The sequence below is a fragment of the Breznakia pachnodae genome (assembly GCF_030814225.1).
Classification (GTDB): domain Bacteria; phylum Bacillota_I; class Bacilli_A; order Erysipelotrichales; family Erysipelotrichaceae; genus Breznakia; species Breznakia pachnodae.
In genome coordinates this window covers 1,252,896-1,275,999 of sequence record NZ_JAUSUR010000001.1, presented here as the reverse complement: position 1 = coordinate 1,275,999, position 23,104 = coordinate 1,252,896, and the positions used below count along the sequence as shown (strand labels likewise).

16 protein-coding genes and 1 other annotated feature are annotated in these 23,104 nt (G+C 31.5%); of the genes, 15 read left to right on the top strand and 1 reads right to left on the bottom strand.

The genetic code is table 11. From position 1 onward, the window contains the following. The first annotated feature begins 50 nt into the window (after nucleotides 1–50). From J2S15_RS05965 to J2S15_RS05940, 6 genes are all read left to right on the top strand, one after another. Entirely contained in the window at nucleotides 51–1,430 is a 1,380-nt protein-coding gene (locus tag J2S15_RS05965; RefSeq protein ID WP_307406381.1) for a PTS transporter subunit EIIC, read from the top strand. A gap of 11 nt (nucleotides 1,431–1,441) precedes the next feature. Further along, on the top strand, nucleotides 1,442–2,857 hold the full coding sequence (locus J2S15_RS05960) for a glycoside hydrolase family 1 protein (protein ID WP_307406379.1): 1,416 nt from the start codon (nucleotides 1,442–1,444) through the stop codon (nucleotides 2,855–2,857). 336 nt (nucleotides 2,858–3,193) lie between these two features. Then, nucleotides 3,194–3,430, top strand: a complete 237-nt coding sequence (locus J2S15_RS05955; protein ID WP_307406377.1) for an integrase core domain-containing protein — start codon at nucleotides 3,194–3,196, stop codon at nucleotides 3,428–3,430. Nucleotides 3,431–3,861: 431 nt separating this feature from the next. After that, nucleotides 3,862–5,211 (top strand): RNA polymerase sigma factor, encoded by a 1,350-nt coding sequence (locus J2S15_RS05950; protein WP_307406375.1) that lies wholly within the window; start codon nucleotides 3,862–3,864, stop codon nucleotides 5,209–5,211. A 42-nt stretch (nucleotides 5,212–5,253) separates the two neighbouring features. Beyond that, nucleotides 5,254–8,301 carry a toxin Cry1Ac domain D-VI-related protein gene (locus tag J2S15_RS05945; RefSeq protein WP_307406374.1) on the top strand — a complete coding sequence of 1,016 codons (3,048 nt, stop codon included), beginning with the start codon at nucleotides 5,254–5,256 and terminating at the stop codon, nucleotides 8,299–8,301. Between the two features lie 33 nt (nucleotides 8,302–8,334). After that, on the top strand, nucleotides 8,335–8,712 hold the full coding sequence (locus J2S15_RS05940) for a group II intron maturase-specific domain-containing protein (protein ID WP_307406373.1): 378 nt from the start codon (nucleotides 8,335–8,337) through the stop codon (nucleotides 8,710–8,712). A 433-nt stretch (nucleotides 8,713–9,145) separates the two neighbouring features. Here J2S15_RS05940 and J2S15_RS05935 read toward each other — a convergent pair whose 3' ends face one another. Next, nucleotides 9,146–10,051, bottom strand: a complete 906-nt coding sequence (locus J2S15_RS05935) for a LysR family transcriptional regulator (RefSeq protein ID WP_307406372.1) — start codon at nucleotides 10,049–10,051, stop codon at nucleotides 9,146–9,148. 128 nt (nucleotides 10,052–10,179) lie between these two features. Here J2S15_RS05935 and J2S15_RS05930 point away from each other — a divergent pair, with 128 nt between their 5' ends. From J2S15_RS05930 to J2S15_RS05890, 9 genes are all read left to right on the top strand, one after another. Beyond that, a complete protein-coding gene (locus J2S15_RS05930; RefSeq protein ID WP_307406370.1) occupies nucleotides 10,180–11,991 on the top strand; it encodes a glucose PTS transporter subunit IIA in 1,812 nt (603 codons plus the stop codon). Nucleotides 11,992–12,004: 13 nt separating this feature from the next. Then, nucleotides 12,005–12,934, top strand: a complete 930-nt coding sequence (locus J2S15_RS05925; RefSeq protein WP_307406368.1) for an alpha/beta hydrolase fold domain-containing protein — start codon at nucleotides 12,005–12,007, stop codon at nucleotides 12,932–12,934. Then, nucleotides 12,927–14,396, top strand: a complete 1,470-nt coding sequence (locus J2S15_RS05920) for a glycoside hydrolase family 1 protein (protein WP_307406366.1) — start codon at nucleotides 12,927–12,929, stop codon at nucleotides 14,394–14,396. The genes J2S15_RS05925 and J2S15_RS05920 overlap by 8 nt, the downstream gene beginning before the upstream one ends. Before the next feature lie 370 nt (nucleotides 14,397–14,766). Next, on the top strand, nucleotides 14,767–18,153 hold the full coding sequence (locus J2S15_RS05915; protein WP_307406364.1) for an InlB B-repeat-containing protein: 3,387 nt from the start codon (nucleotides 14,767–14,769) through the stop codon (nucleotides 18,151–18,153). 336 nt (nucleotides 18,154–18,489) lie between these two features. After that, nucleotides 18,490–18,729, top strand: a binding site (T-box leader). A 71-nt stretch (nucleotides 18,730–18,800) separates the two neighbouring features. Beyond that, on the top strand, nucleotides 18,801–20,090 hold the full coding sequence (locus J2S15_RS05910) for an O-acetylhomoserine aminocarboxypropyltransferase/cysteine synthase family protein (RefSeq protein ID WP_307406362.1): 1,290 nt from the start codon (nucleotides 18,801–18,803) through the stop codon (nucleotides 20,088–20,090). A gap of 14 nt (nucleotides 20,091–20,104) precedes the next feature. Further along, the gene (locus J2S15_RS05905; RefSeq protein WP_307406361.1) at nucleotides 20,105–20,764 is read left to right on the top strand and encodes an amino acid ABC transporter permease; all 660 of its coding nucleotides are present in this window, start codon (nucleotides 20,105–20,107) and stop codon (nucleotides 20,762–20,764) included. Further along, nucleotides 20,745–21,422 (top strand): amino acid ABC transporter permease, encoded by a 678-nt coding sequence (locus J2S15_RS05900; protein ID WP_307406359.1) that lies wholly within the window; start codon nucleotides 20,745–20,747, stop codon nucleotides 21,420–21,422. The genes J2S15_RS05905 and J2S15_RS05900 overlap by 20 nt, the downstream gene beginning before the upstream one ends. Before the next feature lie 13 nt (nucleotides 21,423–21,435). Continuing rightward, nucleotides 21,436–22,176: an amino acid ABC transporter ATP-binding protein gene (locus tag J2S15_RS05895; RefSeq protein ID WP_307406357.1), complete on the top strand. Its 741-nt coding sequence runs from the start codon at nucleotides 21,436–21,438 to the stop codon at nucleotides 22,174–22,176. 61 nt (nucleotides 22,177–22,237) lie between these two features. Next, nucleotides 22,238–23,101 (top strand): cysteine ABC transporter substrate-binding protein, encoded by an 864-nt coding sequence (locus J2S15_RS05890; protein WP_307406355.1) that lies wholly within the window; start codon nucleotides 22,238–22,240, stop codon nucleotides 23,099–23,101. The last annotated feature ends 3 nt before the right edge of the window (nucleotides 23,102–23,104 follow it).

The window sequence follows — 23,104 nt, the reverse complement described above, 5'->3', positions numbered from 1 at the left end:
GCAAATGTATTGTATAACAATAAATAGTAAAAAATAAAAGGAGAAAAATTATGGCAAATAAAAAATATGAAGAACTATCAACTCAAATTATTGAGTTGATAGGAGGAAAAGGGAATGTAACTTATTTAGCACACTGTATTACTCGCTTGAGGTTTACTGTAAAAGATAAAGGGAAGGTTAAAGATAAAGATATAGGAAATCTATCTGGTGTAGTAGGAGTGAATTGGTCAGGAGATCAACTACAAATAATCATTGGTCAAGCAGTTGATGATGTTTATAGATTAATTTGCAAAAATTATGGGTTTGAGTCTGCGGAGGCAATAAATGAAAATCTTGATGGAAAAGAAAAAAAGAAATTTAGCTTTAATTCAATTTTAGAGTTGATTTCAGGAATTGTAGCACCATTAATTCCTGTCATGATAGCTGCAGGTTTAATAAAAATGTTAGTTTTGATTGGAGACATGTCAGGTATATTAGCAGCAGATAGTCCAACATCATCAGTATTGTCGTTTGCAGCAGATGCAGGATTCTATTTTTTACCAATCATGGCAGGTGCTTTTTCTGCTAAAAAGTTTGGTGCTAATATGGGATTAGGGATGTTAATGGGAGCAATTTTATTGCATCCTTCATTTACTGGTGCTGTTGCAGAGGGGGCAGAGTTGACAATTTTTGGTTTACCAATTCATGCTGCAAGTTATGCAAGCACAATTATTCCAGTAATATTAATTGTGGCAGTTATGGCCCCTGTAGAAAGATTTATATCAAGGTATTGCCCACAAGTTATACGTTCTATGATGGTACCGTTACTGACAGTGCTTGTAATGGTTCCACTTTCATTAGTTGTTATTGCTCCAATTGGATCATACTTAGGAGTTTATTTAGCAGATGCATTCATATGGTTATATAATACCTTTGGTTTTATTGGTATTGCAGTTATTGCTTGTTTATGGCCTTTGTTAATTATGACTGGTATGCATCAGGCATTGACACCATATGCATTGAATTCGTTTGCAACATTAGGCTATGAACCTATTATTATTTCTTGTAGTATTATCCACAACTTTTCTCAAGCAGGAGCAAGTGCTGCAGTTGGAATAAAAAGTAAATTTGCTGATACTAAAGCAGTAGCATTATCTTGCGCGACTTCAGCAGTTGTTGGAGGGGTTTCTGAACCAGCAGTTTATGGTATAAGTCTAAAATATAAAACACCTTTGTATTGTGCGATGGCAGCAAACTTTGTGGCTGGAGCAATTATTGGAATTAATCATGTATATGCAATGGTGCTTGGAGGAGGAGGAATATTTGGATTGCCAGTATTTATATCTCCAGAAGCCGACAATTTAATTTGGGCCGTTGTTGCGTGTGTTATTGCTGCAATAATTGCTTTTGTAGCTACATTCATCTTATATAAAGATCCGATACAAGAGTAGAGGTATTTAGTATGAGTTTTCCAAAAGATTTCTTGTGGGGTGGAGCTACAGCTGCAAATCAATGTGAGGGAGCATGGAACGAAGGGGAAAAAGGTCCTAGTACATCTGATGTTGCAACTGGAGGTTCAAAAGAAAAGGCTAGAGAGTTTACAAGAACCATAGAGGATAATCTATATTATCCAAATCATGAAGCAGTAGATTTTTATCATCACTACAAAGAAGATATTAGACTATTCGCAGAAATGGGATATAAGTGCTATAGAATGTCAATTGCATGGACAAGAATTTTTCCAAAAGGCAATGAAGATAAACCAAATGAATTAGGGCTGCAATTTTATGACAATGTATTTGATGAATGTTTAAAATATGGTATTGAACCAATTGTCTCATTATCTCATTTTGATACACCTTTATATCTTTCTGATACATATAATGGATGGAAAAATAGAGGACTTGTTGATTACTTTGTGAAGTATGGTAAAGCAGTAATTGACAGATATCACGAGAAAGTAAAATACTGGATTACATTTAATGAGATTAACTCATGCCTTAATGGACCATTTTACGTAATGGGTATAAGAACAGAAGGTAATAATAAACTTCAAGATATCTATCAAGGAACGCATCATCAATTTCTTGCTAGTGCAAAAATAGTAAAGTATGCGCACACTACTTATCCAGATATAAAAGTCGGAGCAATGTATGCTGGTATATTTTCATATCCCCACACATGCCATCCAGAAGATGTTATTGCTTGCCAAAAAGATATGGATAAGCAATTGTATTTTACCGATGTAATGTGTTTTGGAAAGTATAATGATAAGGCAAGTATTTTCCTGAAAATGAATGATTTCGCCTTAGTTACTTATCCTGAAGATGAGGAAACATTATTGAATGGAAAAGTTGATTATCTTGCATTTTCTTACTATATGACATTATGCTCATCTAGGAATAAAAATATTGGACTAAATCTTGTAGGGAGTGCAATGAACTCTGAGGAAAATGAATATCTTAGTGAGAAAACACCTTGGGGTGTGCCATTAGATCCAGTAGGAATAAGATATGCATTAAATTTACTCTATAATAGATATCAATTACCTTTGTTTGTGGTAGAGAATGGATTAGGAACTTATGATAGATTAGAAGAGGATGGGAGTATTCACGACGAGTATAGAATTGATTACACTAGAAAACACATTGTTGAAATGAAAAAAGCAATTACTAATGATGGAGTTCCTGTGATTGGATATACTACATGGAGCAGCATAGATATAATTAGTGCTGGAACAGGAGAAATGTCAAAAAGATACGGATTTATTTATGTAGACAAAGATGATTTAGGAAATGGGACTTTGAAAAGATTCAGAAAAGACTCATTTTATTGGTATAAGAAAGTCATTGCATCTAATGGAGAATATTTAGATTAATTGAGTTTAGAAAAAATGAAGCTCAATGCTTCATTTTTTTACTGTATAAATAATCACTTATTATAAATTAGGGAACTGTAAAGGATGGACAGGTGTCCATACACTTAATGGAAATAAAAATCATGTATTTCCATACTTTTTCCATGTAATCAAAAGTTAAACAATATTTAATTAAATATAACCATCAAAAATAAAAATCAGTTTCAAGTGAAAAAACTGAATAGACCTAGGTAAGTTGGAACAAAAAAGTTGGACAAACCTAGACAAAATAAAACGTATAATGGGTGGGATACGATGAATCCCACCCTTTTTCTATTCATGGAGCATATTTTTTTATTGGACAAAGTTATACAATCATTTTCAAAACCATATTCACCTTACAATAATTCGGTTATTGAATCTTTCTTTTCTAATCTTAAACAAGAAGAATTGTATAGAAGAAACTATAAAAACAAAAATGAATTACTTAAAGCAATTGACGACTATATAGAATTCTATAATGGAAAAAGACCACATAAAGCAAATAATTATCTTACTCCAAATGAAAGAGAAAAGCAGTATTACAAAAAATAGGACGCAAGAAGATGGAATCCATTCTCATGGAATTCCATCTTCTTTTCGCATAGCCACACTTTATCTTAGGGTGCCAATATTATTAAGGTCTTTTGTTTCTTTTGTTTATACCAGCTAACTATATAATAATCAAATATAAAATCTAAATTTTTGCAAACAGAAGGAAAGTATTAGATTGATTTTCCTTTTTAGGTTCGCTAGAAAAAAATATTACATAAAATATCATTTAATAAATTTTATAAATAAAATGAACGTAACGGATTATAATTACGACTAATATCTAGATAAGGAAATAATATAATTATATTGGATTTGTAGGAAATAATTAAAAATAAAAAAACTTTTTTTATTTTGACTAAACCTTTTACAAGTAAAATGTATTTTAGTATTAGGGTAGGTAAAATAAGACAATGAAGGAGGGCGTGATTAAAATGGATAAGAAAGAGGAACTTACCCAGATTGTCAAAAAAGTTCAAAAAGATATTGGGCAGTTTGAACTATTATATTCACATATTATAAGTAAAGTATATTATTGGTGTTATACAGTGGTAAAAGATGAGGCTATTGCAAAAGATTTAGCACAAGAATCACTAATTCGAATTTACCAAAAAATTAACACACTTGATACACCTGAAGCTTTTCATTCGTGGATGTATATTCTTGTAAGAAACATATGTTATCGATATGTAAACTCGCATAGAAATTCTGATACTACATTTCTAGAGTCTGATGAATATTCTGAATATTTTGAAAATACAATTGAAGATGAGAGGACAGAGAATCTACCCAATGAGTCATATAATTTAAAAGAGACTAGGGAATTAATTGTTGGGTTTATACAAAATTTACCTGTCAAACAAAGAGAAGTTATTATGATGTTTTATCTTGAAGAGTTCACGATTAACGAGATAATGGAGATTCTGAATTGTAAAAATGGAACAGTAAAATCACATCTTCATAGTGGTAGGAAAAATCTTGAGAAACAGATAAATGATTATCAAGTTAAAAATAATATCAAATTATACTCATCAGTGACACTCCCATTACTTGGAGCAATTCTTCAAAGTCATGAGGAAGAATTAACTAGTAAGACAGAGCTGAACTATGACAAAAATATTTTTAAACTTAATAAGTTATTAAATAGTTCTAAACTGGTCAGTGTAATTTCATCAAACGTTGCTGTAGCTGTTAGTGTGGTAGTAATTACTTCAATCATTGTAATAAGTGTTGTTTTCATGAAAATGAATAACAATAACATCGAGATAGAAAATAACGAACTACTAGCAAATAAACTAGAAATGCTGAAGAAAATAAATGGAAATCCCTATATTGATAGTATTACATATAGTACATTTCCTACAAGAGAGAGTACTTCAGTAATAGTTAACTTGAAAAAGGATATCACTGATCAAGAAATAAAAATATCTCTTGATGATAAAGAGATCCCCTTTGAAAGGGAAAATAGGAAAATAAATATGGAGCTAACTGAGAATGGGAAATATATTATTTCTATAAATGATAATGAATTAACATATATAGTTAGTGTCATCGATAATTATGCGCCTGAATTAAAAAGCATTCAGAATTATGGTAATTATTTAAAGTTAAATGTTAATGATGAAATGTCTTATATTGACTATAAAATGTCATATATAGAGTATAAAGGACAGCAATTCCACATTGATAGAGACTTAAAAGTTTGGGGAGAATTTAAAGGAGAAATAGAAGTTTTTATTTACATAAATGAAAAAAGTTATAATAAATATTTTATAGAAATTTAATAAGTTTTGCAATTATAGAAATAATTGGAATTAGGAGGAAAAATGAAGAATAATAAATTGAAAAAGCTACTAAGTAGTCTTGCAATATTCGCATTAATAATTGGTTTAGTGGGTACTACAGTAGTTAGTGGAAATGAAATAGAAGAAACATTAGTTGATGAAGCAGATACTGATGATATAAATAAGCAAGAAGAAAAAATATCTGAGGAAGCAATTAAAGAAGATGATGAAGTACAAGACAAAGCAGAAAATAGTGTTGAAGACATAACTTCTCAGGAAATGAAATTTGATACGAATGTTATTGACATATCTAATGATGTGACAACATTAAGCGGATCGACACTGATTGCTGATACAACAAGTTTGGCAGAGGCATTTCCAGATGAAGGGTTTAGAGCCTATGTAGCAGAAAAAGTATTAGGATTGAGCGCAGGAAGTTATGATGGTGATACGAAACTTACAACTGCTAATATAACTAAAATTTCTACTTTTAAAACAATGAGCATCTCTGCTGATTATAGAGTGGAATCTTTATCAGGTATAAAATATTTTTCAGGGTTAATGGTTCTAGTAGCATCAAACAATACATTAAAAGGAGATTTAGACTTAACATTATTAGGAAGTCTATCATCTGTAAATGTTAATGGAAATAATCTAAGCAATCTGAATGTATCTAACTTATCAAATTTAGTATCATTACAGTGTATGAATAATGGGTTAGATACATTAAATATCTCTGGAACACAATTAACTAATTTACTCTATGCTGGTGGTAATAACCTTACAACAATAGATGAATCAGCCTTGGGAAGTATTAAAACACTTCATTTGCATAATAATAAGCTTACATCATTTGATGCATCATATTTAACATCAACTACAACTGCAGTGCGTATTGATGGAAATCAAATCACTGGAGATTTAGATTTTACAAATGCAGTAAATCTATCATCATTATATGCTAATTCAAATCAAATAACCGGATTAGATTTATCAAATTCTGCAAATTTATCTATCTTGCATGTTTCTATGAATAAAAATCTAAAAGCGAATACATTATTGATTAATGATATAGCAAAAACTAAAATTACAAGATTTCAATACTATTATACTGGAATAGAAAGCTTAGATTTAAATGATTATACATCATTAAGCAGTCTTTTGATGATTACAAAAGCCACAAATGCAAAACTAGACAATATAAATGGAATTTATATTTCTGGAAGTAAACTATATGGTGATGCGATAATTAGAATAACTGGAACAGCAGGGTTTATATCGTGGGATAAAACCTCAAAATACTATGAACTTTATGCTGATGGTAGCCCTAAATATGCAGTTGTTTTGCCATTCATTGAGGAAAATGGTGATTTAACAATGATTGTTTCATCTTATTTCGATTTAGTTGAGGATTCATTGGCAGATAATGAAGGTAACTTGATAGTGGGAGCTACTCTAGATAATGTAAACGATGATGGTTCAATTACTCTCGATTCAGGTACAATCTTAACAGGAGATGGTGTATATGAATTCACTGGAGAGTTTACAATCAAGGATGGAGAAATTACTACTGGTGATAATTATTCATATTCTAAAAATATAGTAGATGAAGAAGGTAATGTGGTTATTGGTGGAGAAACCACTACAATAACAGTTCCTGAAGGTAGTGAAATCAATATTAATATAAATGATTCAGCAAAAGCAGTCACATATCCTGCAGGTAGTACGGTCACAAATAAAGATGGAAATACTATTTATGTAATTGATGATATAAAAATGGATAGTGATGGAACAATCTCATCAGGTTCATACATTACAGTTCCTAATGGAACAGCGGTAGTTGATAATGGAAATGGAACAGTTACAATACCAAAAGATATGGTTGTTACTATTGATGGTGAAAATACAGTATATCCAGGGGAAATTATCTTTGATACATCAACAGGGAAAACGGAGTATCTACCAATTAGTGGATTAATTACAGAAGATGAAACAAATGGTACAAACTTAGGTGATGGTGTTGATGAAGAAAGTCTGAGTAAAGCAGAAGAAATGTTAGATTTAATTACAGATGGAAAACTAAAAGATCAACTTGAAGAAATAGTAAACACTGTAAAAGATATGTTAGGTGCATCAAAAGAAGTAAATAACATGTATGATGCAGATGGTAATCTAAAAGAAACAGTTACAGAAGAAAGAATTAAAGAAATAGAAGATATTGTAAATGCACTTCCTGAAGGAACGTTCAAAGACAATTTGAAGGATAAAGTGGAAGAAGCACAAACGATACTTGATCAAAGAAAAGAAGATGCACAAAATAAAGTAGATAACCTATTCAATAAAGATAAAACAGATTTAGGAGATGGTGTAGGTCAGATAGAAATCGATGAAGCACAAAAAGCAGTAGATAAGTTGCCAAATGGTAATAAGAAAGATGAACTTCAAAAAGAAATCAACAAAGCACAAGACATGCTGGATGCTAAAGATGCAGTAAAGGATTTATTTAATCCTGATGGATCAATTAAAGATGATGTTACACAAAAGGATATTGATAATGCTCAAAAAGAAATTGATAAGCTATTAGATGGTAATTTAAAAGAACAATTACAAAAACAAATCAACGATGCACAAAAGCAAAATGATGAAAAAACCTTTGTTGTGATTAGTGGATTTGAGACTTTCACAGGAAAAGGAAGTGTATCAGCAAAAATTGATGCACCAGTAGAAAAATTTAGTAAAGTCTATGTAAATGGCGTAGTGCTAGATACAAGTAAATATGAAGTAACAAGGGGAAGTACAGTGGTTACATTAAAAGAAAACTATTTATTGACACTTGCGAATGGAACATATGATATAGAAGTAGAATTTAACAGTGGTGCAAAGATAAATATACCACTAAAAGTAAATATCACATCAAATCCTTCAGTGGTTCCACCTCATAAAACACCAAGTGGAAACCAAACATCGACTGAAAACACGAAGAGTGTAAATACAGGAGATGCAACGGACTTGAATGGATTATATGTAATGTTAACAATTTCACTTCTTGGGTTAGTAGTGATTATTAAAAGAAGAAAACAAACATACTAAACAATAGCATGTGCATAAAGAGCACAAATCTAGATGTTCCGCCCTTCAACTCATGGAAAACAGAATGGTAAAGTTTATAGTGACTCGCCCTCAACTATAGATAACAATCTTTATGCATATGATTTTCAGGCATTGCTTGAAGAGAAAAAGGATCTGATGGTCCTTTTTTTATGGTATGCCAGGCATGACATCAATCAAACTAGAGAGAGAATCCAGTTGCGAGTAGTTACCGCTAAGCGTAGTGAACCAGAAGTCGTTATCAGTGATGATATAGATGAGCGACTAATAAGGTTGAAGTATTTATTTAGAGGGTGGTACAACTATTTTAAAATAAGAAATATCCAACTAGCATATAAGGCAATCGATGGACATACAAGATACCGTCTAAGAATATGCATATGGAAACAATGAAAACCAATAAGAAAAGATATAAATCGCTAAAGAAATTAGGGATAGCAAAAGGGAAGGCATGGGAATGGGCAAACTCAGGGAAAAGTTACATAAAAGCAGCACACACATTCATCATGCATTGAGCAGTACCTAATGCATTACTAGAAAAAAGAGGATTTTTATTAATGAAATCGCTCCTAAATTTGACTCCTATATAAAATATACTGAACCACCATATACAGAACCATACGTATAATGGTGTGAAAGGACAATAATTGGACTAAACAATTATCTCCTACTCGATTATCTATTCTGTATTTTAAACAAAAGTTTAGTATGAAATAGAAAAAATATTAAAAAATAAAGATAAACATTGAAAATGAACTGTTTTGACCACTCGTGATTAAGTGTTAGGATTATATGAAGTTTTCAATCAAAAGGTTAGAAAATAATCCTACATGTTTTCTATAATATCAACACTGGGATTATTTTTTAAATGATATAAAAGTTCATCTATAAATAACATATTTAGTTTCTTTGATCCTGGTTTAGGATATTTGTGTGATAACAGATAAGCTGTTCTTATTGGTAGATAAGGCTGATCAATTGTGATGAAGTCTGGTTTAGTTAAATGAATATTATCTCCAACAATTCTCGATACTATGGCCCAATCATCTTGTTCTATTAAAAACTGATCAAACATAATAGCACTACCAATAACAATTTTGTGTCGATGAAAGTAAGGAAATTGCCTTTGATGCCAATTTTCGAATTCTGAAGACCATTTAGCATAGACTTCATTCGCATCACATAAATCGCTTAATAGCTGTGTTTTGGCGAACCGAGAATCTTTATGGCATATGAAGACCATATTTTCTTTAAATAAAGGTTTTGAAATAACGTTTGGTTCATAATGCTCAGTATACACAATAGCTAAATCTGCTGTCTGATTAGCTATATGTTGATGTGCTTCAGTAGAATGCTCAGTTTGCGAGTGAATCATAATGTTTTTATATTTATTTGAAAAATCTGTATATATGTAGGGTAACAAAAAAGAGTTAAGAATGCTATTTGTAGTAATCTTAAATGTTTTTGCATGGTGAAGATTAGTTATATTTTTTACATCATTATAAAGAGCCATCCATTGTTGTGCGATAGGTAGAAAATATTCTCCCTCTTCAGTCAAACTGATTTTTTTATAACCTTTTGCACGATGAATAAGTTTAGTGCCTAAAGAGTTTTCTAGGTGATTAATTCTATTGCTTGCGGAGCTTTGACTAATAAATAATTGATTAGCAGCAGCAGAAATACTTTGTAACTCAACAACTTCTAAAAATGTGATTATTTCATCTATGTTCATGTAATTCTCCTAATATCTATTTTATCTATATTATATACAAGTAATACTCGTTATTCAAATGTTTATAAGTGTTTTATAATATAAATATGAAGTGGCCAATTCATCGAAATTTATAGGAGGACTAGAATATGAATTATAAAGAAATGGTAAATCAGATCATATCAAACATTGGTGGAGCAAACAATGTTTCGAATGTATCGCATTGCATGACTAGACTGAGGTTTGTCTTAAAAGATGAAAGTAAAGTTGATAAGAAAAGAATTGAAGAAATTAATGGAGTAATAGGAAGCACTTTTGGTGCAGGTCAGTATCAAATCGTACTAGGAAAACATTTGGATGGAGTATTTGGGGAATTAATGAAAAATTATGATTTTGGAGATGAAACACAACAAACTTCTCCAAATGAGAAAATAAAAAAACCACTTAATCTAAAAACAATTGGGAAAAGTATAGTTGATTATATGTCTGGATCAGTTAGTCCTGTTATTACAGGTTTGATGGCTGGAGGTATCCTAAAATTATTCTTATATTTTGCAACACTACTTATATCTGGCGTAGAAGAAAACTCTACATATGTCTTGATTTCGATTATTGCAAATACACCGTTTTATTTTATGCCAATTTTAGTGGCTTACGGTGCTAGCAGGAAATTAGACTGTTCGCCAGTATTACCAATGATTTTGGCTTGTACACTGATTGATCCAAGTTATATTGCACTTGAAGGACCACAGAAATTATTTGGGTTAGATGTACCATTACTAGGCTATTCTACTACAGTTATTCCAGCTATGTTATCTACACTTGTTGTATACAATATTGAAAAATTCTTTAATAAAGTAGTTCCTGGAATTATAAAAAATGTATTAGCATTACCTTTAACATTCTTAGTTTCATTTATTATAACAATAGTTTTTTTAGCACCTTTAGGAAATTATATCGGAAATTATGTAGTTAATGGATTAGTTTGGCTAAATAGTTTTGCTGCGCCATTATCATTAGGGACACTTGCAGCCGTATTACCTTTTATGATTATGGCTGGAGTTCATACTTTAGTGGCACCATTCATGTTAGAAAACTTTAGCTCCTTAGGATTTGATCCATTATTTAGACCTGCATTATTGCTTCAGTTATTAGCAGTTGGAGGAGCAGCGTTTGGTATTGCTTTTAGACAGAGAGAAAAAGCTAAACGTGTAGATATGATTTCTATTGGAGTGTCATCAGTTATCGCTGGGATTACTGAGCCAGGTATTTTTGGTATAAATATGAAATATACATCAGCAATGATTGGATGTTCAGTTGGTGCATTTGTAGGTGGAATAACAGGTGGATTACTTGGAATGAAAGCTTTCGTAATGACCAAGAATACAATATTAGCTTTACCTGTATTTCAGGATACGATTATTGCAGCAGCAATAGCTTGCTTTGTAACTATAACAGTATCATGTGCAGTGACATATTTATTTTATAAAGATAAAAACAGCACAGATAAAAAAAATATTACAAATAAAAAAGATATCAGACCTGTTGTTAAAGGAAAAAAAATAGCTTTAGAAGAAGTAAATGATCAAGTGTTTTCTAAAAAAATGATGGGTGAAGGCCTTGCATTTATACCTGAAAGTAATCAAATATATGCCCCATTTGATGGGACAATCATTACAATATTTCCTACGAATCATGCCTATGGAATTTTGAGAGATGATGGGCTAGAAGCGATTATACATATTGGAATAGATACGGCATCCACTGATGGAGAAGGTTTTATATCTTTAGTGAAAGCAAATGACAAAGTTAAAGCAGGAGATTCTATTGCAGAAGTGGATTTTGAATTTTTAAGAAATAAAGGATACGATGTTACTACAATTCTTGTATTTCCAGAGTTAATGAATCATGATATAACATGGACATTATCAAATGAGAAAAGTATTGCGATTGTAGAATAAAGGAATATTTTAGATGAAAAAAACAATAAATGTTGAAAACAAAAGAAAAGCCATTTCTTTAGTTGATGATATTATTTATTCAAAAACATCAAATGATAATGGAGATTCAGTAAATTTGTATATGTCTATGTTAATTCAAAATGTTAATGTGGAAAGAAAAATAATTGTAAGTGAAAAATTAGACACGCAAAAGCAACCAGTGATACTTTGTATTCCTGGTGGAGGATTTACTCATTGCGCAAGAAACCGAATTCTTCCAGAATTACAATTTTTAGCAGAAGAGGGATATGTTATTGCCACCATTGATTATCGTTTAAGTTCATCAGCAAAATTTCCTGCCCAAATTGAAGATGTTTACACAGCAATTAAATATTTAAAAGATCATTCAAATCAATATAATATTGATGAAGAAAACATAGGAATATTAGGACGCTCTGCTGGAGGGTGTCTGTCGTTAATGGCGGGGATGAATATGACTTTAGATAATCTTGGCTGCAAATATGGAGAAGAAATTTTAAATATAAAAGCTGCGTGTTCTATGTATGGAATTACAGATTTACCACTTTGGATGGAATATGAAATAAAAAATCAGTATTTTTCAAATGCAAAATTTTCTATGGAAACATTAGTGGGAAAATATGTAGGAGGAACAGAAAGTACGATATTAGAGTACGCGAGTAAGGCTTCACCTATTCAATATATCAATATAGACATGGCAAATATATTAATTCTACATGGGGATAACGACCCAATAGTCCCTTTACAGCAAAGTGAAAAATTTTATAATAAGATGAAAAAAATGGGTATGGATGAAAAAATTGATTTCTACACAGTTTCAAATGCTGGGCATGGGTCAAAAGAGTTTTTTCAAAACGAAATAAAAAGTATTATGATTGATTATTTTAAAAAGCAATTGAAGGTAGGAGGTAAAAATAATGAATAATTCTAAATTTCCAAATGATTTTTTATGGGGAGGGGCAATTTCAGCAAACCAATGTGAAGGTGCATATTTAGATGATGGAAAAAAGTTAAATGTTTCTGATGTATCAAAGGGGTTATTGAGTAAACCCAAAATGAAATGGAATGGAGCTAGATGGAATCCTGATATTGGAAATGAAATAATTCTTAATCATGTAGGAAATGATTTTTATCACCATTATAAAGAAGATTTAGCATTAATGGCAGAAATGGGATTTAAAGCATTACGAACAAGTATATCATGGGGAAGAATTTTTCCTAATGGTGATGAATCAGAAGCGAATGAAAAAGGCTTAAAATTTTATGATGACTTATTTGATGAAATGATTAGCTTGGGAATTGAGCCCGTTATTACTTTAAGTCATTATGAAACTCCCTTGCATTTGCTTACTGAATATGGTGGATGGTTAAATGATGAAATGATTAAGTTTTGGATGAAGTATGTAGTTACAGTCTTTAAAAGATATAAAGGAAAAGTTAAGTATTATCTGACATTTAATGAAATAAACAACTTATTTAAAATTCCTTTTGCTGCAGGAGGTGTACTTGACATTAATCCTAAACATACTGAATATGTCAATCAGGATTTAACAAAAGCTGATTTATATCAAGCAGCACATTATATTGCCATAGCAAATGCAAAAACTGTAGAAAAATTACATGAAATTGATTCTTCGGCTAAAATAGGTGCAATGTTATCATTATCTAGCCTTGTGACTTATCCAAAAACATGTGATCCTAAAGATGTAATAGCTGCTATGAAATTTCAGCATCAACAAATGTTTTTCTTAGATTTATTCTGTAAAGGAATTTATCCAGGTTATATCAAACGAGAATGGAAAGAAATGGGAATAAATCTTAAGATCAAATCAAGCGATTTAGAATTAATTAATAAAAACACAGTAGATTTTATTGCATTTAGTTATTATAAAAGTTGTGTTATTAAAGATGGAGAGGTCATGAAAACTGACACTGGTGGTGCCTATGGTGCCAACAATGAATATATTAAAACATACTCTCCTGAGCCATGGAAATGGCCAGTTGACCCAATAGGGTTAAGATACTTATGTAACTTTTTAACTGATCACTATAATTTACCATTGTTTATTGTTGAAAATGGAATAGGTTTAAAAGAGTCCCTTAATGGAACTATAGTGAATGAAGATGAGTTTAGGATAAAATATCTTCGAGAACATCTATATCAACTAAAAGAAGCAATCGCAGATGGCTGCAATATAATGGGATATTTGTATTGGGGACCGATTGATATTATTTCTGCAGGTACAGGTGTTATTGATAAGAGATATGGATTTATTTATGTTGATATGGATAACAATGGAAACGGCACATTCAAACGATATAAAAAACATCAATCTTTTAATTGGTATAAAAAAGTAATTGAAAGTAATGGAGAAGAATTAGATTAATACTATAAATAAATTAAGAGTTAAACATAATTAATAAAATAAAAAGTGGATATAAGGTAAGAATCATTTTAGCCTTATATCCACTTTTATTGAGGATTGAAGTAGATTCTTTTCTCTTTAGTCAAGTAATTACAGGAATGACATAATATTTCATTACGATTAACTTAAAAATATAATCACAGGTTATTGAAATAAAGACCGGAGAAATCGAATCAAATACGATATTATCGAAATTTTAATTTTTATGGTAAAAAAATGAACGAAAGACTAAGTAATTACGTCAAATTTAAGGAAGATATTAAAAGATTTTTAATTAAAGAATCTTTTAATTAAATAGGGTTAAAAAGAAAAACATAAGAAGGAGGAAAAAATGAGAAGAATATTAAAAATATTTTTAACCTTTACCTGTCTATTTGTAATGTGTTTGCAAGAAAAGAATATTATTGCTGATGATACTCAAAATGATGAGTCTGGTAAAAGTAAACAATTGCAACAAGAAACTCAGGAAACAACAAAACAAGAGGATGTTGAATCAGTTACAGTTCAATCGAATGAAAATCAATTAAATAAAGCATCAGTTATTGATATTTATACTCAAACTGATTTAGAGAACGCGATAAAAAATGCATCATCACATAATAAAGTTCTTGTTTTAAAAAATGATATTTTATTAACGAAAAGAATGGCAATGGTAAACAATATCGATATCACGATAGATGGAGATCACTATACAATAAATAGGGGAGTTGGTGGTTTTCTTTTTACCATACCACAAAATTCAAATTTGAAATTAATGAATATTACAATTAATGGAAAAAAGGAAACTTCATTTACCACAGCAAGTGAACCACTAATTCAAGTAAATGGAGGTAATTTGATACTGAGTACAGATACTATCCTAGAGAATAATAGAGCCGAGAATGACTGGGGTGGTGCTGTAAGTCTTCGAGGAACATATGATAATAGTATAACAATGGAGTCAAACTCAATTATACGAAATTGTGAAGCTAAAAATGGTGGTGCTATATTTGGGGGAAAACAAGGTGCTACTCCTGGTTATGGAAAGGTAGATATTATAGTAAAAGATAGTGCTCAACTAGCTAATAACATGGCCTATGGCACTGTTGCATTCGATAAGTCTGGAAACGGTGGAGCAATTGCTGTTTCAGAAACGACTAATTTTGGAGTTGTTAATATAGATATAAGAGATAATGTGCTTATTTCAGGTAATAAAACTCATGGGTATGGAGGTGCAGTATATAGCGTATTAAGAAATCCTGCTTCCAAAATAAATATTGATGGTGCAACATTTACAAATAATAGTACGTTTTCTAACATTACTACTAACTCAGGAGGTGGTGCACTGTTCTTTACGATTGAGGGTAGTGGAGAGAATTCAACAATTGACATTAATAATGCTAAGATTACTAATAATGTGACAGGAACGTCTGCCAATGCTGGACTTGGAGGAGGGATATATTTCAGATATTTGGCACCAACAGATAATGTAAGTATTAGAAATTCAACTATATCTAGTAATGTGTCAAATGAAGGAGGAGGAGCTGGTATTTATTTCCAGACGGTTACATCTGAAGCAGTCTCAGCAGTATTTTCAAATAATGTTATTAGCCAGAATAAAGTTGATTCATTAAGTAGGAGTACTGCTGGAGCCGGTGTATATGTGAATGCATCTGGTAAAGTAGATCTTGACTTTAATGGTACAAGTATTACAAACAATTCTTTATCTTCAATAGTTGAAACTAAAGGTGCAGGAGTTTATCTTCATACTAGTAGTGAAGTAAGTCTTTCAGATATTAATATAAATAATCACAGTGCTGATAAAGGAGGAGCAATTTATTCGAATGCTAACTTACATTTGAAGAATGCAGTTATAGTAGATAATATTGCTAGCAATGAAGGTGGAGCAGTGTATTCAAATTCAACAATTGAAATTATAAATTCAGTGATGGAAAATAATCAGGCAAAAAATGGGGGTGCGTTTTATTCGAATAGGAATTCTTCTATTTCCTCAACAATTATGAAAAATAATAAATCCACAGTAAATGGAGGGGCAATTTATAATGGAGGAACTTTAGCTTTAAAAGAAAGTGATGTTCAATCCAATACAGGAATAAAAGGTTCAGGAATCTATAATAAAGGAAGCTTAAATTTATGGAAAGGAAATACAGTAAATGGTTTGTACATTCTTGATGCTAAAGCAATACCAGTAGTACAAGAAAAATTAACGGATACAACTATTCAATTAGAGGAATCTGTACATGTTTCTTCTACTAATCAGAGTACACCAATTGTAATTGCACTCCATTCTGAAAATTATCCACTATTAAATGATACAGACAAATCTGCATTTGTGAAACCAACAGTAAATTTTGAGAAGCATGTAAATTTATTGAGTGATTCTATTCTTACAAATTCAAATGCAAATAGCGAAGTCTGGTTATATTATGGAACCTATGAGATATCATATACACTAAATGGAGGAACAAATGATTTAAATAATCCTTTATCTTACAATTATGGAACAGGAGTTGATTCTTTTGAGTCTCCAGAAAGAAAAGGTTATGATTTTATTGGTTGGTACGAGGATCCGTTATTTATAAATAAAATATCAAATATTTCAAAAACACATCAAGGTAATATTAATTTATATGCAAAATGGAAAGCTTCTGAGTATATGATTACCTATGAGTTGGATGGTGGAGTAAATGATTTAAACAATCCAACTAAGTATGTGTTTGGAATGGGAGTAACTTCATTTGATAAACCAACAAAAGAAGGATATCATTTTGCAGGATGGTATGACAGTCCCTTATTTTCAAATAAGGTGACAGGTGTATCTGCTACAACAGCAGAAGATATAAAGTTATATGCAAAATGGGAAGCTTCTGAGTATAAGATTACTTATGAGTTAGATGGAGGAATAAATCACTTAAACAACCCTACTAAGTATGTATTTGGAACAGGAGTAACTTCATTTGATAAACCAACAAAAGAAGGATATCATTTTGCAGGATGGTATGACAGTCCCTTATTTACAAATAAGGTGACAAGTGTATCTGCTACAACAACAGAAGATATAAAGTTATATGCAAAATGGGAAGCTATTAATTATACAATTGATTATGAATTAGATGGAGGAATAAATCACTTAAACAACCCTACTAAGTATGTATTTGGAACAGGAGTAACTTCATTTGATAAACCAACAAAAGAAGGATACAATTTTGCAGGATGGTACGACAGTCCCTTATTTACAAATAAGGTAACAAGTGTATCTGCTACAACAGCAGAAGATATAAAGTTATATGCAAAATGGGAAGCTATTAATTATACAATTGATTATGAATTAGATGGAGGGATAAATAATCCCAATAATCTTACTTCTTATACAACTGAGACAGGAGTTTCTCAATTTTATGCTCCAACAAAAGAGGGTTATGATTTTATAATGTGGACTGATGACAAGGGGAAAGAAATCACAAATGTTCCAGAGAATACAGTAGGAAATATTATACTTTATGCAAAATGGGAGGCAAAAGGAACGTCTATAGTGGATAATGAAACACCGTCCGTAGATGCAAGACCAAATATTGATGGTAGTAATACTACAAGTAATGAGGAAAAAAATCAGAAAGTTGATACAAGTGATAAGACAACAGCAAATATTTATTTAATAACGCAATTAACTAGTTTATTGGTGATTGCTACATTAAAGAAATTAAGAAAAAGTCATTAAAGAATGAAAAAAACTCTAATTATAAAGCATACAATTACCTAACTTCAAATGAAAAGAGAAAAGTTTTGCAGCAGTTTTTGAAATATTAATTACTTTGAGTTGATTGGGTAATAAAAGGTAATATTAGCTTAAAAGAGTTAGTATTAAGAATTAAATAAGGGATAGGAGAGTTAGTCTACCTGGTCTGATTATTTATTATATATATGCGGGGTTTTCTTAAAAAAATAAATAGATATTAAACTAAAAGCAATTTGAAAGATACTTCTTACAAATTGCTTTTTTTCTTAAAATTCTTCTTGACAAATCATCACAATTAAAATAACATAGTTAACATATAGACAAACTATGATACAAAGAGTAACTTATAGAATAGCTTAACAGAGAGTCCATGTATGCTGTAATTGGATAAGCAAAGTATATAAGTGAATATGGCTGTGGAGTTGTGATATTGAGCCAAGTGGTTAGGTATTACCGTGTTCGAACGTTAAATCGATAGAGTATGCTAGTACTCGAAGAGGTTATAGTTGTGAAACTATAATAAATTTAGGTGGTAACACGAAGGTTTTCGTCCTATGGGGAGAACCTTTTTTTGTTTATAGGAGAAGAATTGTCATGTTAGCAGATAAAAGATAAAGGAGGATAACATAATGACAAAAAAAGCATTAAGATTTGAAACACTGCAGTTACATGCAGGACAAGAAGAAGCAGATAAAACAACAGGAGCAAGAGCTGTTCCAATTTATCAAACGACTTCCTATGTGTTTGATAATAGTGAACATGCTGCAGATCGATTTGGATTGCGAGATGCAGGGAATATTTATGGAAGATTAACAAATCCAACACAAGGAGTATTAGAGGAGAGAATTACAGCATTAGAAGGTGGAGTAGGTGCGCTTGCTGTAGCTTCTGGAGCAGCAGCAATTACTTATGCAATCACAAGTATTGCAAAAAGTGGAGATCATATTGTAAGCGCAAAGCAAATCTATGGTGGAACTTATAACTTACTTATCAACACATTGCCTGCTTATGGAATTGATACAACATTTGTGGATGGAGATTATCCTGAAAATTTTGAAGAAGCAATCAAAGAAAACACAAAATTAATATTTTTTGAAACTTTAGGAAACCCGAATTCAAGTATTGTTGATATAGATACAGTTGTTTCAATTGCACATAAGCATAAAATTCCAGTAATTGTTGATAATACCTTTGCAACTCCATATTTATTTCGTCCAATAGAACATGGAGCTGATATTGTGGTGCATTCTGCAACTAAATTTATTGGTGGACATGGAACAACCTTGGGAGGACTAATTATAGATTCTGGGAACTTTGATTGGAAAGAATCAGGAAAATTTCCTCAGTTGACAACTCCAGACCCAAGTTATCATGGAATTATTTTTAGCGAAGCAGTGGGTGCAGCAGCGTATGTTACAAGAATACGAGCAGTGTATTTAAGAGATACTGGTGCATGTATTTCTCCCTTCAATGCATTTCTACTTCTACAAGGTTTAGAAACGTTATCTTTGCGAGTAGAGCGTCATATTGAAAATACGATTCGAGTTATTGAATATTTAGCAAAACAGCCAAAGGTAGAAAAAGTAAATCACCCAACTGTTGTTAGTGATTCCTATCATCAGTTGTATACAAAGTATTTTCCAAAAGGTGCAGGAAGTATCTTTACATTTGAAATTAAAGGTAATGAAACAACAGCAAAAACATTTATTGATAATTTGAATATATTCTCATTATTGGCAAATGTTGCAGATGTAAAGTCATTAGTAATTCATCCTGCCAGTACAACACATTCACAATTACAAAACGAAGAATTGAGTGAACAAGGGATTTATCCAAATACTGTTCGTTTATCTATAGGAACAGAAAATATTGAAGATTTAATCGAAGATTTAGAACAGGCATTCCAAAGAATTGGATAGAAAGTAGGAGCATGATGGATTGGAAGTTTATAAATGAGTATTGGCCTATATATGTAGAAGCAGCAAAGTTAACAATTACAGTTGGAAGCATCGGAATTGCATTTGCATTCATAACAGGGATTATTTGTAGTTTCATTCAATATTACAAGGTTGTATTTGTTTCTCGAGTTGTGACAATTTATATTGAGTTATCACGGAATACACCCTTACTTATCCAGCTGTTTCTCTTATATTATGGTTTACCAAAAATTGGAATTTTATTGGATTCTCAATCATGTGCAATTGTAGGATTAACATTTTTAGGAGGAAGCTATATGGCAGAAAGTATACGAAGTGGTTTAGAAGCGATCCCTAAAACACAAATTGAAACAGCAAGAAGTGTAGGAATGACTAAGTTGGATATCTTTCGCTATGTTATTTTTCCTCAAGCAATTGAGATTGCGCTTCCATCCATCGCAGGAAATACAGTATTTTTGCTTAAAGAAACATCAGTATTTAGTATTATTGCTTTACCAGATTTGGTATATGTGGCAAAAGATCTGATAGGTATATCCTATAATACAGATGAAGCATTATTATTACTGGTAATCTCATATTTAGTTTTGATTGGTATTGTTTCTTTGATATTTATGATTGTAGAGAAGAAGGTGCGTTATGGAAGCTTTGGGTCTTGAAGTATTATTGAGAGGAAACAATATGGAACGTCTGTTGTTAGGATTATGGACAACCATAGAAATTGCTGGAATATCATTATTTTTGAGTATACCAATTGGAATTTTTATTGGAATTATGATGACATCTCAATATCGTTTTATCCAAAAGTTAATGAAAATTTATATTGAATTTATACGAATGATGCCGCAAATAGTAATGTTGATAGTTGTATTCTTTGGATTTTCCAAACATTTAGGAATTCAACTTTCTGGAGAAACTGCATCTATACTTGTCTTCTCTGCATGGGGAAGTGCAGAATTAGGAGATTTGGTTCGTGGTGCTTTAGTTTCATTACCAAAACATCACCATGAAACTGCAATTTCACTTGGAATGAATAAGATGCAAATTTTAATATATATTAGTCTGCCACTGATTGTGCGACAAATAATCCCACAGCTCATGAATTTAATAACAAGAATGATTAAAACAACATCTCTGATTATTCTAGTCGGAGTTGTAGAGGTAAGTAAAACGGCGCAACAAATTATTGAAGCCAATCGATACGAATATCCTAACTTAGCATTAACCTTATATAGTATTATATTTCTTCTTTACTTTCTGATATGTTTTCCAATCTCTTTTGGATCAAAGAAATTAGAAGAAAGATGGAAGTACTAGAATGGAGAAGAAAATGAAAGCATTATTGACAATAAGTGATGTCTGGAAAACATATGGTGATAGCAGTGTGTTGAATGGGATTTCATTCCATGTGAATGAAGGGGAACGTGTAGTAATAATTGGACCTTCTGGTTGTGGAAAGAGTACTATGCTTCGATGTTTGAATGGATTAGAAGAAATTCAGAAAGGAAGCATAATGCTGCGTCGTAGTAATATAAATTCTCCTGCAAAGGATGGGAAAAACATTCAGCAGAAGATAGGAATGGTATTTCAAAATTATGAACTTTTTCCACACTTAACAATTTTAGAGAATATAACACTAGCTCCAAGAAAAGTAGAACACAAGCGAAAATGGGATGCTGAAAAGGAAGCATTGGAATATTTGAAACGTATTGGACTAGAAGGAAGAGAACATGATTATCCTCGACAATTATCAGGAGGACAGAAGCAACGAGTTGCGATTATACGTGCATTATGCATGCATCCTGAAGTGATGTTATTTGATGAAGTAACTGCTTCTTTGGATCCTGAGATGGTACATGAAGTATTACAGTTATTATTAGAACTCGCAAAGCAAAATGTAACAATGGTGATTGTTACACATGAGATGGAGTTTGCAAAAGCAGTAGCAGATCGAATTATCTTTATGGATGAAGGAATAATTGTAGAACAAGGAACGGCGAAAGAATTATTTGATACGCCAAAGAAGGAGCGAACAAAACGCTTTTTAAAAACATTTAAATACGAACTTTGATAAAGAATACAAATAGAAAGGAGTCTATGTAAGTGAAAGATACTTATATAGAATAAAAAACATGAAAAGATTTTATAGATTAACGCTAAGCATTTTAGTTGTAACATCCATTGTATTTTTACAAGGATGTGGGACAAGTGAACAAGAAAAAACTACAAGTAAAACGGGTTATCGTACTTTGGAAGAAATCAAAGAGAGTGGTACCATAAAAATTGGTGTCTTCAGTGATAAAAAACCATTTGGATATGTAGATGATAAAGGTGAATATCAAGGATATGATGTGTATTTCGCAAAACGAATTGCAAAAGATTTGCTTGGTGATGAAAGTGCAGTAGAATTTGTTTCAGTTGAACCAGCTAATCGAGTAGAATATTTGGAATCAGGAAAAGTGGACATCATTTTAGCCAATTTCACAGTGACAGAAGAGCGATCAGAGAAAGTGGATTTTGCTCTTCCTTATATGAAAGTGGCTCTAGGTGTAGTTTCCAAAGATGGAAGTATTACAGATGTCACACAGTTGGAAGGACAATCCCTAATTGTTGCAAAAGGGACTACAGCAGAAACTTACTTTCAGGAAAATTATCCTGAAATCGAATTACAAAAATACGATCAATATACAGAAGCATTTACTGCACTGTTAGATGGTAGAGGAGTTGCATTATCTACGGATAATACAGAAGTAATTGCATGGGCAATGGAAAATCAAGGGTTTGGTGTAGGAATTGAAAGCATTGGTAATATTGATACAATAGCACCAGCTGTGCAAAAGGGGAACACAGAATTACTGGATTGGCTGAATGAAGAAATCAAAACTTTAGGAAATGAAGAATTTTTCCATAAAGCTTATGATGAAACACTTCTGCCAGTATATGGTGATGCAGTTGATAAGGAAAACTTAGTAGTAGAAAGTGGAGAAGTAAAGTAAAGT